Origin of the sequence: Halomonas sp. A40-4 (assembly GCF_015767635.1) — a bacterium.
Lineage (GTDB): Bacteria > Pseudomonadota > Gammaproteobacteria > Pseudomonadales > Halomonadaceae > Vreelandella > Vreelandella janggokensis.
This window is the reverse complement of sequence record NZ_CP065230.1, coordinates 861,924-876,786: the sequence shown is the minus strand read 5'-3', so window position 1 is coordinate 876,786 and position 14,863 is coordinate 861,924. Positions and strand designations below refer to the sequence as shown.

The following is a 14,863-nucleotide window of genomic DNA, read 5'->3' as shown; positions in this document are numbered from 1 at the left end:
GCCTACTCCTGAAATAACGCTTACCAGCACAGCGTCAATGTTTTAATTAGCTGCTCAGGCGCTGTAAAAGCCAGCGCCCAATATCGCTTACCTGCTGAGGGCAAAGCGAGTGGGCCATGGAGTACTGCCGGTAATTGACGGCATAGCCCAGACTCGTTAAGCGGTCAGCGCCGCTTTTGCCCAAGCTTTCCGGCACGATGGGGTCAAAGCTGCCATGCTGAACCTCAATGGGAATCTGTCGATTGGCTTCGGCCAGATCAATGCTGTCGGCGGTGGCGAAGTAGGTCGACATTGCCAAGAGCCCGCCAAGCGGCTCGGGAAACGAAAGCGCGGCATGATAAGCAACGGCGCCGCCCTGGGAAAATCCCGCCACAATAATCCGCTGGCTATCGATACCCTGATCAATCTGCTCATGAATCAGCGTTTGAATACGCTTGGCCGAAACCTTTAGCTGCGCTTCATCGACCCGGCGGCCCAGGTCCATCGCCAGGATATCGTACCAGGCAGGCATCACCATCCCGCCGTTGATGGTCACCGGCAAACGCGGGGCGTGAGGCATGATAAAACGTACATTGGCGCTGGCCGGCAAACCCAGCGCGGGAACTAAAGGTTCAAAATCATGCCCGTCGGCACCTAAACCATGCAATATGAACACACACGCATCGGCGGGTTTACCGCTTTTCGGCTCGATAATGAGTTCGCCAGGCGCTGTCATGATGATTCATCCCTTGCTTAAAAAAACCTCACCCTAGCGCAAAGCAACGTCTAGGGCGAGTAATGTGGCGATTTTTCATACACATACAAAAAACCCCGCATAAGCGGGGTTTTTCAGCACATCAGCTATCGGCTGATGGCACACATCATCGTTCTGAATTACAGAACTTTGATGTTGGAAGCCTGAAGGCCTTTTTTACCCTGGGTGACGTCGAAGGAAACCTTCTGACCGTCTTGCAGAGTTTTGAAGCCGTCAGCCTGAATTTCGGAGAAATGCGCGAACAGGTCGTCGCCGTTGTCGTCCGGAGAAATGAAGCCGAAGCCTTTAGTGTCGTTAAACCACTTAACGGTACCAGTTGCCATGATCGAAATCCTCGATAAAGCGTATTTAAAGCCGGGTAATACCCGAGTTGCAGTGGGTAGAACAAGAAACTTTCACCAGACTCAACGCTTGCGGCGCTTCGATACTGCTGACAACGTTCGACTTGCTAACCTACTGCTCAGAAGAATGCGCCTTGTTTCAGCACACGTCAATACTATCGCGTAAAAAAGTGTCAGTACGATGACCGCGCCGAAAGTATCCACCCTGCGGCTTTTTCAGCGATCATCAGCGTCGGTGAATTGGTGTTGCCGCTGGTGATCGTCGGCATCACGCTGGCATCCGCCACCCGAAGGCCAGTGACACCCCGAACCCGCAGTCGGCTATCGACCACGGCCATGGGATCGTCGTCTCGCCCCATCCGCGCGGTGCCCACCGGATGAAAAATCGTCGTGCCAATATCACCTGCCAGGCGCGCCAGCTCGTCGTCGCTCTGGTACTCAAGGCCCGGTTTTACTTCCTCAGGCTGATACTTCGCAAAGGCCGGCTGCTCGGCAATTCTACGCGTGACCCGCAAGGAATCAGCCGCCACCTGGCGATCCTCCGGCGTACTCAGGTAATTCGGCGCTATCGCCGGTGCCTGGCGCGGGTCGCGGCTTTTAATCCTGACCGTCCCGCGGCTGCTGGGATTCAGGTTACACACGCTCGCCGTAATCGCGGCATAGGGGTGCAGCGGCTGACCAAACGCTTCCAGGCTTAACGGCTGAACGTGATACTGGATATTGGCGTCGTCATACTCCTCGGAGCTGCGCGTAAATATGCACAGCTGTGACGGCGCCATGCTCATGGGACCAGTACGTTTAAGGGCATATTCCAGGCCAATTTTAGCCTTGCCTACCAGGGAATTGGCTATCGTGTTGAGCGTTTTACCCCCCTGAACCTTATACACCGAGCGGATTTGCAGGTGATCCTGCAGGTTTTCGCCCACGCCGGGCAAGGCGCTCACTGCCTCGATATCGTGCTCGGCCAGCAGGTCAGCGGGACCAATGCCGGAAAGCTGCAACAACTGAGGCGAACCAATCGACCCGGCAGACAGGATCACTTCCCGGTTGGCGCCCACACGCAGCGTTTCACCGTTGCGCACCACCTCGGCACCCACACAGTGGGGTGTTGTGCCATCGTTAGCAAATAGGAGTTGGTTGACATGGGTTGAGTGCCAGACGGTCAGGTTATGACGCTGTCGCACCGGCTTCAAAAACGCTTTTGATGTATTCCAACGCCAACCGGCGCGCTGATTGACCTCAAAGTAGTCCACCCCTTCGTTGTCGCCGCGATTAAAGTCGCGTGTCCGGGGAATACCTGACTGTGCCGCTGCTTCAGCAAAATCATCCAGCACTTGCCAGCTTAACCGCTGCTTTTCCACCCGCCATTCACCGCCGTGGCCATGGAAGTCGCGGTGCTCGGGATCAGCATCGCCACCTTCGTCCAGACGATGATGGTGTTCGTGCTTGATAAAATCAGGCAGGCAGTTTTCCCAGCGCCAGGCATCGTCGCCGGTCACCTCGGCCCAGTGGTTATAATCCCGCGCCTGGCCTCGGATATACAGCATGCCGTTGATGCTCGAACAGCCGCCCAGGGTCTTGCCCCGCGGGTAAATCAACGAGCGACCGTTGAGCCCTTTATCCGGCTCGGTGCGGAACATCCAGTCAGTGCGCGGGTTATTGATGCAGTAAAGGTAACCCACCGGAATATGAATCCAGTGATAGTTATCGCGCCCGCCCGCCTCGATCAGTAGCACCCGATGATCGGGGTTGGCGCTCAATCGATTGGCCAGCAGACATCCGGCGGTGCCGGCGCCGACCACGATGTAGTCAAACTGATGAGAGGTATCGGACATGAGCTATCTCCAGCAAAGAGAGCGCGTTACTTAGCCGTGGGCATGACAAAGTCCGCCCCGCCATTGATCGAGTCGGACCAGCGCTGCATGATCGACTTCTGCTTGGTGTAGAAACGCACGCCTTCCTCGCCGTAGGCATGGGTATCGCCGAACAACGAGCGCTTCCAGCCGCCAAAGCCGTGCCAGGCCATGGGCACCGGAATCGGCACGTTGATACCCACCATGCCCACTTGAATGCGACGACCAAACTCCCGTGCCACGCTGCCGCTTTCAGTGAAACAGCTGACGCCGTTGCCAAACTCATGGTCGTTGATCAATTGAATCGCCGTGGCCGCATCGGGAACCCGCACGCAGACCAGTACCGGGCCAAAAATCTCTTCTTTGTAGATCGTCATGTCCGGGGTGACGTGGTCAAACAGCGTACCGCCCATCCAGAAACCATCTGCGCAGCCGTCGCCGGTCTGTGAAGCGTCAAACTCGCGCCCGTCAACCAGCAGTTCGGCCCCCTCGGCCACGCCTTTGTCGATGTAACCGGTAATGCGCTGGTGCGCTTCGCGGGTCACAATCGGGCCCATTTCAGCGTCCAGTTGCATACCGTTTTTCACTTTGAGGGACTTGGCGCGCTCCGCAAGCGCTGGCACGATCTTATCGGCCACATCACCCACCAACACGGCCACACTGATTGCCATGCAGCGCTCGCCCGCTGAGCCATAGGCGGCGCCGACCAGAGCATCAACGGCCTTATCCAGATGTGCATCGGGCATCACCACCATATGGTTTTTCGCCCCGCCGAGCGCCTGGACGCGTTTCCCGTGGCGGGCACCGCGCTCGTAAATGAGGTTGGCGATGGGCGTGGAGCCGACAAACGACAGTGCCTTGACGTCAGGGTGATCCAGCAGCCGCTCAACCGCGTCTTTACCGCCCTGCAGCACGTTGAACACACCATTGGGCAAACCGGCTTGCTTGAGCAGGTCGGCAATCATCAATGAGGCGCTGGGGTCCAGCGGGCTCGGCTTGAGGATAAACGTATTACCCGTCGCAATGGCCACAGGAAACATCCACATGGGCACCATGACGGGGAAGTTGAACGGCGTAATCCCCGCCACTACACCTAGCGGCTGGCGTACCGTCCAGTTATCGATACCGGTGCTCACCTGTTCGGTATAGTCGCCCTTCATCAACTGGGGAATACCGCAGGCGAACTCGACGATATCGATACCCCGCGCCACTTCACCCTGGGCATCGGTAAACACCTTGCCGTGCTCTTTGGTGATCGCCTCGGCCAACGCGTCTTTATTGGCGTTGAGCAACTCCAGAAACCTGAACATCACCCGCGCGCGGCGAATGGCCGGCGTATCGGCCCAGGCAGGAAACGCAGCCTGGGCGGCGTCCACGGCGGCATTCACATCGTGCTCACCGGCTAACGACACGCGCCCGCTAACCTGGCCCGTCGCGGGATTAAACACGTCCTGGGCATCGCCAGTGCCCTGGCTTACCTGGCCATTAATAAAATGCTGGATAGCGGTGGTCGTTGTGGTGGTCATGGAAGCAACCTTTATAAGTATCGTGATAGTTAAAATAGCGGTAACACCAGATTAACCGCCTAACGGGGGCAATCAATTGAGTAATTTTTAACCACGATATAAGCTTGATTAATAACAATGCGCATCAAGAAGGTCGCCCATGCAGGAATACGCCACACTACGGGCGTTCGTGGCGGTTGCCCGCGCTGGCAGCGTGTCACGCGCCGCCGAGCAACTGCACCTCACCCAGCCCGCCGTAAGCCTAAAGTTGAAGCAGCTTCAGGCCAGCCTGGGGCTCGCTCTCTTCAACCGACGTCCTCAAGGCCTGAGCCTGACCGCCGACGGCCTTGCTCTCCTGCCGGCCGCCGAAAAGGCATTGGCCAGCGCCAGCGCTTTTGAACAAACCGCCAGCGCCCTGCACAGCACGCTGCGCGGCAAACTGACCATCGGCACCATCGTCGACCCCGAGTTTATTCGTCTGGGAGCTTTTTTAAGCCGCCTGATGCTCAGGGCGCCACAGCTGGAAACCGAGCTGCACCACGGCATGAGTGGCCGCGTACTGACGCGCATTGAAAAGGGTGAGCTGGACGTGGGCTTTTACCTGGCGCCCCCGGGTGAAGGTACCGGCCACTCGGCGCTGGCCTGGCGAGAGCTGACCCAGTTTGACTATCACGTGATTGCCCCTGCCGGCTGGGAGGCGCGGCTGGCAGACACCCGCTGGACGTCTCTGGCCCGTCTACCGTGGATCGTCACGCCCCCCGACTCCGTCCACCACCGGCTCCTTCACCATCGCCTGGCCGACGGCGGCATCACGCCAAACCGTGTCGCCCAGGTCGACCAGGAAGCCTGCATGCTCGATCTAGTGCGCGCCGGCGTGGGCCTTAGCCTGGCACGGGATGCCCTGGCCATGGCGGAACGTCAGGAGAGCGGCCTGGCCGTGGCGGAGCATGTTCGCCTGCCCTGTTCACTGGGCCTGATTTGGCGACACGATCGTTCCGTCGAGCCACCCATCGCCGCCGCGCTAAAAACCCTGGACGACGTATGGCCCCCACGCCAAGGCCGGGTTTAACGAGGGGATAGCGTTCGCTTATAAGGAAAGTGAACTACCCGGCGACTTAACAACTCAGAACTGACGACAGCATGGTTCACCTACCGGGAGTCAACCTCATGATGCAACACCTACCGTTTCGCCCGTTAGCTCTGGGTATCGCTACGGCCGCCATTGGCATCACCAGTACATCGCTGCAGGCTGAAACGCCCGCGGAAGCGGTATTTGCCGGGGGTTGCTTTTGGTGTATGGAGCCGCCTTACGACCGTCAGCCTGGCGTGACGGCCACGATATCGGGATATACCGGCGGCGAGCTTGAAGAACCTACTTACGACGACGTCAGCAGCGGCGATACCGACCATATCGAAGTGGTCAAGGTCGAATACGACGCGGACCAGATCAGCTACGAGCAGTTGCTGGAAATTTACTGGCGCAACATCGACCCCTTCGCGGTCGGCCGCCAGTTCTGCGATGTCGGCGACCAGTACCGTTCGGCGATTTTTTATCAGAATGACGAACAGCGCGACCTCGCTGAAGCCTCCAAAGCCGCCATGGAAGAACGTCTCGAAAAAGAGATCACTACCGAGATATTACCCGCCGAGGCCTTCTGGGAGGCCGAGGAATACCACCAGAACTACTACGAAAAAAACCCCGTACGCTATAAGTTCTACCGCTTTAGCTGTGGCCGCGATGACCGTTTGGAAGCCGTGTGGGGCGATGAGGCAGGTGGACCGACCTTTGACTAGTCACTGCTTTTGTCACGTCATAGCGAGTGTCTATTAGGCAGCGTCGGCTATTTCTACTACAGTAAATAAGCAGCAACAGTAGACCAGTCGTCTAAAACATCAACGTCAGGATGCGTTGTGCTGAAGCCCTGCGAAGGTAGCAAGCCTTTATTCATGAGGCGCTGACCTAACCGCATCGATTTAAAAATGTTGATCTAAAGATAGGAGATCTTATGAGCAACAGCATCACTACCGTTAACCCAACCACCGGCGAAACGCTGGAAACCTATCCGCTGATGGATGCCAGTCAAGCGATTCAGGTGGTTGAGGCAAGTCATCAAGCATTTCTCGACTGGCGGCTTAAATCCCTTGAGCACCGCGCAAAAGTGGTCAAAGCTATCGGCGAGGCGCTCAAAGCGCACAAGGAAGAGCTCGCCGACTTGATGGTAAAAGAAATGGGCAAGCTGCCTGAGCAGGCCTATCAGGAAGTCGGCCTGTGTGCGGGCATCTGCGATTACACCGCCGAACACGGCCCTGAAACGCTCGCCGATGAAGTACGCAACCCGAGCAACGGTGAGCGCGGCATCGTGACCTATTCACCGATGGGCGTCATCTACGGTATTCAGCCGTGGAACTTCCCCGCCTACCAGGTCGTACGTTATTCGATCGCCAACATCATGGCGGGCAATGCCGTGCTGCTGAAGCATGCCGAATGCGTCACCGGCAGTGGCCTGCTGCTTGAGAAAATCTACCGCGAGGCGGGCCTGCCAGAAAACGTCTTCCGCACGCTGGTAATCTCTCATGACGTCTCCGACGAAATTATCGCTCACAAAGCGGTGCGCGGCGTCACGCTGACCGGCAGCGACGGTGCAGGCCGCAAGGTCGCTGCCAAGGCAGCCGAGCATCTGAAAAAGACGGTACTCGAGCTTGGCTCCAACGATGCTTACTTAGTGCTGGACGATGCCGACCTGGACGTTGCGGTAGATACCTGCGTGACCGGTCGCGTGTTTAACGGCGGCCAAACCTGTGTAGCGGCAAAACGCTTTGTGGTCACCGAGAAAAACTACGAAGCCTTCAAAGAGCGCTATGTGGCACGTATGAAGGACTTGAAAGCGGGCGACCCGACCAAAGAAGATAGCGACCTAGGCCCAATGGCCCGTGTCGATCTTCGCGACGGCCTTCACGAGCAGGTGGAAGAAAGCGTGCGCAAAGGCGCGAAGATCCTCTGCGGTGGTGAGAAGCCGGAAGGCAAAGGTGCCTTCTACCCGGTGACCGTTCTGGATAATGTGACCCCCGGCCAGCCCGCCTACGATGACGAGCTGTTTGGCCCGGTGGCCGCGTTGATTCGCGCCAAAGATGATGAAGACGCCATGCGCATCGCCAACGACAGCCGTTATGGCCTGGGGGGCGGTATCATCTCCAAGGATGTGAAGCGCGCCACCGAGCTTGCCAGCCAGTATTTCGATACCGGCATGGTGTTCATCAACGGCTTTGGCGTCGCCACCCCGGAAATGCCCTTTGGCGGCGTGAAGGATTCCGGCTACGGGCGTGAACACGGCGGCTTCGGCATGCATGAATTCGTCAACGTCAAGTCGGTCATTGTCGTCAAGGAGTAACCGCACGACACACCAGCCGATACGCAAACGCCGCAGGCTTTTGGCCTGCGGCGTTTTTATGCGTCCGGCACAGCGCTCGTCGTTAAACGCTGCGTCGTTGAGAGCGCTGCCAGATGAACAACCCCGTGGCAACTACCACCCAGGTGACCGCCGCCGCCAGCACATCATCCAACACGACCCCCAAACCACCATCTACCAGCTCGGCCATGTGAATCGGCGGCGGCTTTAGGCTATCGAAGAATCGATAGACGGCAAACGCCAACGCCATGACCAATGGCTGGCGTGCCATCTGAAGCCCTAACACCGCCAGCGGAAAGGCGACGTATTCATCGACCACGATGCTGCCGTGGTCGGCATCAATAAAGTGCTGCGATGCCAACTGGCAAATAGGCACCGCCACGACCAACAACACCCCCACCACCATCGCCTGCTGAGAGAGCGGACGCGTCAGTAACCACCAGGCAATGGGAATACCCAACAGCGAGCCCAGCGTTCCCGGCGCAAATGGAGCCTGGCCCAAGCCAAGCCCCGTGGCAATCCACAAATTGAGTGTCTCGAGCATTAACCGGCCTGCTGAGCTTGATGTTCAAGTTCTCGAACCATATCCGGCGTTAGCGCCAGTGCGTTTGCCAACTGATCCAACCAGGCACGCTCCATGGGATTTTGCTCATCGGTGACGGCGACGCTGATCAAATACATTTCCCGTGCCGCCTGGGGGGAGTCTGCCTCGCGCGCCAGGGCCTGAGCGTCCAGCGGTGCTTTGAGCTGCTGCTCGACCCAGCGGTGCATTTCCTCGTCGGCACCCAACTCATCAATCTGCTCGGTGATCAATGCCTGCTCTTGTTCATCAATATGGCCATCGGCACGGGCGGCCATGATCATGGCCTGCAGTAACTCCAGACTGCGGCGCTCCTGGAATTCGCCATCCAGCACTTCGACGCGCTCACCTTCGGCGCTGCTCTGGGATTCACCGGACGCGTTCTTATTCTCCTGTGAGCTCTGCCAGGCTTTCCAAGCCAGCATGCCAACACCGGCAACCGCCCCGTACTTAAGCGCTTTACCGCCTAGCTTTCGGCCGCGCTTGGAGCCGACCAACATGCCCATGGCACCGCCACCCAGCAGGCTTTTCATATCGAACCCGCTTGATGAACTGCCGCTGGACTTTCCGCCCTGGTCACTCCCGCCGAGCTGTTTAGAGAGGCCACTCAGCATGCCTTTGACATCGACGCCACCACTGCTGCCGCCCTTCTGGCTACCGCCTGCCTGTTGCATCAGTTGCTGTAAAATCTTGCTTGCGTTCATCCTTGTACTCCTAAGTAGAGAGTCTTTTCAGGACTCGCTGACGACCAACCCACGTTATAGAACATGCTGCATGAACGCAGCATGAACCATGCCTGCAAAACCTAATGCCCCCTGGCATTAACGCAGTGCACCCTTTATGCTCACCGAGCTTCCTTGACGACTCGACCGCACGTCAACACGGACCGGGATTTGCTCCTTGAGTTCGCTGACGTGGGAAATAATCCCGATCATGCGACCGCCCATTTGCAGTTCGCTAAGCATGGCAATCGCCTGGTCCAGCGCATCCTGGTCGAGGCTGCCAAAGCCTTCATCGATAAATAGCGTATCCAGCTGAATGCCGCCAGCGTAGGCCTGCACCACATCGGAAAGCCCCAGTGCCAGAGAGAGCGCGGCCATAAAGGATTCACCGCCCGATAACGTCGCCACCGGACGGTTCTTGCCGGTGTAGGTATCGGCCACGTCAAGCTCCAGCCCCGAGGCGCGATTGCCTTTGGATGGGTCTTCCCGGCGCACCAACTGATAGCGACCGCGGCTCATGTGCACCAGGCGTTCGGAGGCTTGAATCAGCACGTCGTCCAGCAGGACGCCGAGCACAAACCGCTGCAGGCTGATGCGGTGCCCCGTGCGGCCGTTGGCGACCTCGCTCAATGTACCCCATACCCGATACTGGGCTTCAAGGGATGCCTGGGCGGCATGGGCGGCGTCAAGCTTTTCTCGCGTGGCATCCAAGTGCTCAATCCGCGTGGCCAGCTGCTGATAGTTTTTTTCAAAGACCTGCTCCTGGGCCTTTGCCTCGGCGACCTGTTCTGCCAGGACGGTTAGATCCGGCAATGCCTGCCCCTCAAGGCGAGTGTGAATTGCCTCCAACTGCCCTTCCAGCTTGGCCTGTTCGCGCTGAAAGTGGGCCACCGCCTCGTTGAGCCGTCGCGCCTCGTCATCGGTTAACCGCGACTGGTTGAACGCCTCCTCGTCGTCGAAAACACTCTCAGCCAGGGCGTGTTGCCACGCCTCCTGCGACTCATCCAGGACACTGTCGGCGCGGGCCTGGCGCTGGTTGACGTCGTCCAGGGTTGTCTCGGCGCGAGCCAGCGCCGTCTGGGCCTGCTGGGCTTTTTCCTGAGCGGTCTGCCAGGCGGTTTCGGTGGCTTGCATATCGGCCTTGAGCTTGGCCTGTGCGGCTTCCAGCGCCTCCAGCGAGGACTGTTCACCCAGTTCGCCGCGCAGCCGCTGGCAATGTGCCTCTTTGTCGGCGAGTTGCTGGCTTAGCTGCGCATGGTGCTGCTCGGCTTTCGAGAGCGCCTGACGGGCTTTATCGAACGCTGTACGGGCCTGTTTGACCTCGGCCTGGGTCACCGGCGCCTGTTCGGCGCTCGCCGGGGCCGGGTGGTCGAGACTGCCACAGACCGGGCAAGGCATTCGGGTTTCCAGGCGCGCCGCCAGAAGCGCCGCCTGCCCTTGATGCCAGCGCATTTCCTGCGCGGTGGCATGCTGCTCTGCGGCTTCAACGCCTGGCCGCAGTTGCGTGACCTCGGCCGCCGCGCTTTCAACCTCCTGGGCAAGCTGCTCACGCTGGCTCTCAAGCGCAGCCAGTTCCTGGCATTGCTCAACGGCACGGTGCAAGCGAAACGCCTGCTCGCGCATCGCAGGTAGCTGCTCAAACGGCGGCTTGGCATCCGCCAGCGCTCGCTGGGCATCGGCCTGCGCGACTTGTTGGTCGGCCACAGTGCGTTCTGCCTGGGCGAGCTCATCACGGGTCGACAGGGCCGTTTGCTGGGCGGCTTGCAGGCGCTGGTAAACCGTTGCCAACGCCTGTGTCTGGGCATGAGCGGCCAGCCTTGCCTGGGCGTCGTCGATGTCGTCTTTCTGATCTAGCAGTTCTTTCCTGGCCGCCTTGAGCCTGGCCTGTTGATCAAACTGGGCCTGTAACTCCCTGCCCTGGCGCTCGGCGTTTTCAGCGGCCTCACGGCGCGCCCTGACCTCGGCAAGGTCGTGCTGGGCGGCCTGGCGCCGGGGCTCCAGAGAACGGCGTTCCTCGTCGAGCGCGGCATCGTTTTCCACATCGCTGGCCTGCAGGATACCCTGCACCCGCTGGCGGTGATTATTGACGTCGCGCTCGATCTGGTTGGCCTGGGTCCGCAGATGCTCTTCGATGCGTTGAAAAATCTGTGTTTGAAACAGCTGAGAAAAGATTTTTTCGCGGTCTTTCGAGTCCGCCAGCAACATCTCGCGAAACTTGCCCTGGGGCAACACCATCACCTGGCGGAACTGGCTGGCGTCGAGCCCTATCAGGCCCTGGACCTGAGTCGTGGCGTCGTTGACGCTTTTGGCGACCAGGCAGTCGCCCTGCTCGCCTTCAGCCGTCAGTTGCCAAAGCTGGGCTTCCGCGTTTTGCGTGGTGGTTCCTTCGCCACGCGCCTTGGGGCGCTCCTGCTGGGGTACGCGGCGTATCCGGTAGGCGTTGCCGCGCAGGCGAAAGTCCAGCGTCACTTCGGTAAGCGCATCCGCCGCGGCCTGGTCGCAGCGCATCTGGCTGGCGTCACGTTCGGCACCGGTAGTCTGGCCATAAAGCGCAAAGCACAGGGCGTCCAGAATCGAGCTTTTGCCCGCACCAGTGGGGCCGTTGATCAGAAACAGCGGGCTTTGCCCCAGCGCGGTGAAGTCGAGGTTTTCACGACCGGCGAAGGGGCCAAAGGCCTGCATGGTCAAGCTTAGCGGCGTCATCGGTTCTCCTCGTCACGGTTGAGCTGGCTGATCAGCTCGTTCATGGCCTCGGCCTGCTCGTCGGTCATCGCCTCGCCGCTGGTCTGGGCGAAGAAATCACTGAACATGTCCAGCGCGCTGAACCGCAGCCGCTCGCGATCCAGCTGTTGGCGGCCGCGGGATTCCAGCATGCCCGGCTTTTCCAGGTGCATGACGTTGGGGTAGACCTCCCGCAGCTTGCCCATGGGGTCGAGGATGGCATGGCGGTCGGTCAGGCGAACCAGTAGGTAGTCGTCTGCATGAGGGTCGCCAAGCCCCTGGGCAATAAGCGAATCCAGCTCGCCTTCCAGGACGCGCACGTCCAGGCGCGGCGTCAAAGGGCGGTGCTCGATGTGGCGGACACCCTGTTCGTCGATATCCACCAGGGTAACGCCCTTGCGCTGGCTTGCTTCGGAAAAGCTGTACTTGAGCAGGGAGCCACTGTAGCGGATGTGCTCTCCGCCACGGTATTGGGGGCCGTGCAAATGCCCCAACGCCACGTAGTCGAACGATTGCATGGGCTCCCAGGCGACGCTCTCGGCACCGCCGAGCGTCAACGGACGCTCGGAGTCGGATGCGCTGCCACCATCCACAAAGCAGTGGCTCATCAGCACCGTCGGGCGTGTTGGGTGGCGCTGGGCGTTGATACGCTCGACCAGGTAGCGATGGGCGCCGTCGAAGTCGCGCACGTCTACCTCTAACTGGCTGCGCACATATTCCGGGTCGGCGTAGGGAATGCCGAAGACGTCCACCTCCACGCCTTTGGCAGACAGCGTTACCGGCCGCTCGATGTCCGTCAGATCAGACAGGATATGCAGCCCCGCCTGGCGTAAATGGCTTGCGCCAAAGCCCAGCCGCTGGGCGCTGTCGTGGTTGCCGGAAATCATCACCACCGGCAGGTTGCGTTCGCTGCACAGCGCCGTCAGCACGTCATCCAGCAATGCCACTGCTGAAGCAGGCGGCACCGAGCGGTCGTAGATATCCCCGGCGATCAACACCGCCTCGACGCCTTCGCGGTCGATGATATCGACCAGTTGATCGAGGACGTAACGCTGGTCATCCAGCAGCGAAAGGTTGTGAAACAGCCGACCCAGGTGCCAGTCGGCGGTGTGCAGTAGGCGCATGGCAAACTCAGCAACAAGAAGAATGACGGCATCATACTAGCAAAACGCCCCGCTGTTGGCGGGGCGTTAAAGGACAAGCTCAACCGTCAGTGAATCAGCGGCGGAAAGCGTCGGGGTAGCTGGTCAAATCAACGCCCCACATCATCGGCAGCAGGATATAGACCGCCGCGACGATCAACACCAGCGCCAGGATATTGAGCCCGAAGCCGTTGCGCACCATCTCGGCGATCTTGATTTTGCCCGTGGCGAAAATGATCGCGTTGGGCGGCGTACCCACCGGCAGCATGAAGGCGCAGTTGGCGGCCATGGCCGCGGGCACCATCAGCACGAAGGGATGCACGTTTAGCGCCAGCGCCAACGACGCCAGCACCGGCAAAATCATCGTCGCCGTGGCGGTATTCGAGGTGATCTCGGTCAGGAACAGTACCATGGCGCTGGCCATCAGAATCACCAGCAGGAAGTTGACGCCTTCCAGCACGCTCATCTGCTCGCCGATCCACTCGGCCAGTCCCGAGGCGCTGAAGCCCGCCGCAATCGCCAGACCGCCACCGAACAGCAGCAGAATGCCCCAGGGCACATCCTTGGCCACCTCCCAGTCCAGCAAGCAGCCGCCGCGACGTTTGGAGGGAATCAAAAACAGCGCAATGGCCGCCACCATGGCAATCATGGTGTCGTTGATGCCGGGAATATTGAGCAACTGTCCTTCCCATAAAAACGAGCGCGTGATCCACATAAAGGCGGCGAACAGGAACACGGCCAGCACGGCTTTTTCTTCAAAGCGCGTGGCGCCCAGGGCCTGCTTCTCCTTGTCGATCACCGCCTTGCCCCCAGGCAAATCGGCAAACCTGACGCGATAAACTACCTTGGTCAGCAACAGCCAGGCCGCAAAGAGCAGAATCACCACCACGGGAAAGGCGAAGAACATCCATTCGGCAAAGGAAATCTGAACCCCAAACAGCTCCGATACGGTGGCTGCCAGGATGATATTGGGCGGCGTGCCAATCAAGGTGCCCAGGCCACCAATGGTGCCGCCGTAGCCGATACCAAATATCAGTGCCTTGCTGAATTTATCGATATCGTCGCTGTGGTCGCCATCTGTTTTGCTCAGCTCCTGGGTAACCTGGTACACAATCGCCGTGCCAATCGGCAGCATCATCATCACCGAGGCGGTGTTGGACACCCACATCGACAAAAAGCCGGTGGCCGCCATGAAGCCAAGCACGATGCGATTGATACTGGTTCCCAGCAGGCCAATGATCACCAGCGCAATACGCTTGTGCAGCCCCCATTTCTCCATGGCCAGGGCGATCATGAAGCCGCCCAGGAACAGGAAGATAATCGGGTTGCCGTAGGCCGCTGTCACCCGACTGCTTTCCAGCGCCCCGGTGATCGGCAGCAAGACAATGGGCAGCAGCGACGTGGCCGGAATCGGGATCGCCTCGGTAATCCACCACACCGCGACCCATAGCGTCGTGGCCAGCACCATCTGGCCTTCAAAACTCAGGTCGGCAGGATGAAAGAACAACACCACAAAGGCGAACAGCAGCGGGCCAAGCAGCAGCCCTACTTTTTGCGGCTTTGTATACGCCGGTGGACGCGGCTCGGGGCCCGCGCCATTATTGCCAGACGCACTACCGCTTCCCGAACCGCCCGTGGTAGGTAGCGCGCACAGTAACAGGGTTTTTGCCTGCTGGTGGGAAGCCCAAAGCTGGTTCCACACCGTCATCATTCCATTGCTTAGCATACGACGTACTTCGCTCACCGAAAGTGTGTAAGGTTATGAAGAATACACACGACCCACCCATAGCGACCGGAACCGTCAGGGCAAGCGCCTTCTTCGGCCCCCGTTTTCCATG

At 59.4% G+C, this 14,863-nt stretch carries 12 protein-coding genes; 3 read left to right on the top strand and 9 right to left on the bottom strand.

Annotation, left to right across the window (positions count from 1 at the left end; translation table 11 throughout):
* Positions 1–46: 46 nt before the first annotated feature.
* The 4 genes from IT895_RS04175 to IT895_RS04160 all read right to left on the bottom strand — a co-directional run bounded on the left by IT895_RS04175 (position 47) and on the right by IT895_RS04160 (position 4,474).
* Positions 47–715: an alpha/beta hydrolase gene (locus IT895_RS04175; protein ID WP_085920217.1), complete on the bottom strand. Its 669-nt coding sequence runs from the start codon at positions 713–715 to the stop codon at positions 47–49.
* 158 nt (positions 716–873) lie between these two features.
* Entirely contained in the window at positions 874–1,077 is a 204-nt protein-coding gene (locus tag IT895_RS04170; protein WP_009101184.1) for a cold-shock protein, read from the bottom strand.
* Between the two features lie 191 nt (positions 1,078–1,268).
* Positions 1,269–2,930: a GMC family oxidoreductase gene (locus IT895_RS04165; RefSeq protein ID WP_199284793.1), complete on the bottom strand. Its 1,662-nt coding sequence runs from the start codon at positions 2,928–2,930 to the stop codon at positions 1,269–1,271.
* A gap of 26 nt (positions 2,931–2,956) precedes the next feature.
* A complete protein-coding gene (locus tag IT895_RS04160) occupies positions 2,957–4,474 on the bottom strand; it encodes a CoA-acylating methylmalonate-semialdehyde dehydrogenase (RefSeq protein WP_199284792.1) in 1,518 nt (505 codons plus the stop codon).
* A 139-nt stretch (positions 4,475–4,613) separates the two neighbouring features.
* Between IT895_RS04160 and IT895_RS04155 the strand changes: the two genes are divergently transcribed.
* The 3 genes from IT895_RS04155 (at position 4,614) to IT895_RS04145 (ending at position 7,842) form a co-directional block, all read left to right on the top strand.
* Positions 4,614–5,522, top strand: a complete 909-nt coding sequence (locus tag IT895_RS04155) for a LysR family transcriptional regulator (RefSeq protein WP_199284791.1) — start codon at positions 4,614–4,616, stop codon at positions 5,520–5,522.
* 98 nt (positions 5,523–5,620) lie between these two features.
* Positions 5,621–6,247 carry a peptide-methionine (S)-S-oxide reductase MsrA gene (msrA, locus tag IT895_RS04150; protein ID WP_442786529.1) on the top strand — a complete coding sequence of 209 codons (627 nt, stop codon included), beginning with the start codon at positions 5,621–5,623 and terminating at the stop codon, positions 6,245–6,247.
* A gap of 212 nt (positions 6,248–6,459) precedes the next feature.
* Positions 6,460–7,842: an NAD-dependent succinate-semialdehyde dehydrogenase gene (locus IT895_RS04145; RefSeq protein ID WP_199284790.1), complete on the top strand. Its 1,383-nt coding sequence runs from the start codon at positions 6,460–6,462 to the stop codon at positions 7,840–7,842.
* Positions 7,843–7,924: 82 nt separating this feature from the next.
* Here the strand turns inward: IT895_RS04145 and IT895_RS04140 are convergent, their stop codons facing one another.
* The 5 genes from IT895_RS04140 to IT895_RS04120 all read right to left on the bottom strand — a co-directional run bounded on the left by IT895_RS04140 (position 7,925) and on the right by IT895_RS04120 (position 14,733).
* Entirely contained in the window at positions 7,925–8,404 is a 480-nt protein-coding gene (locus IT895_RS04140) for a phosphatidylglycerophosphatase A family protein (RefSeq protein WP_199284789.1), read from the bottom strand.
* Entirely contained in the window at positions 8,404–9,144 is a 741-nt protein-coding gene (locus IT895_RS04135; RefSeq protein WP_199284788.1) for a tellurite resistance TerB family protein, read from the bottom strand. The genes IT895_RS04140 and IT895_RS04135 overlap by 1 nt, the downstream gene beginning before the upstream one ends.
* Positions 9,145–9,261: 117 nt before the next feature.
* Positions 9,262–11,865 (bottom strand): AAA family ATPase, encoded by a 2,604-nt coding sequence (locus IT895_RS04130; protein WP_199284787.1) that lies wholly within the window; start codon positions 11,863–11,865, stop codon positions 9,262–9,264.
* Positions 11,862–13,007: an exonuclease SbcCD subunit D gene (locus IT895_RS04125; RefSeq protein WP_199284786.1), complete on the bottom strand. Its 1,146-nt coding sequence runs from the start codon at positions 13,005–13,007 to the stop codon at positions 11,862–11,864. Before IT895_RS04125 ends, IT895_RS04130 begins: the two co-directional genes overlap by 4 nt.
* 94 nt (positions 13,008–13,101) lie before the next feature.
* Complete coding sequence (locus IT895_RS04120; RefSeq protein ID WP_199285405.1) at positions 13,102–14,733, bottom strand: SLC13 family permease; 1,632 nt, start codon at positions 14,731–14,733, stop codon at positions 13,102–13,104.
* Between the last annotated feature and the right edge of the window lie 130 nt (positions 14,734–14,863).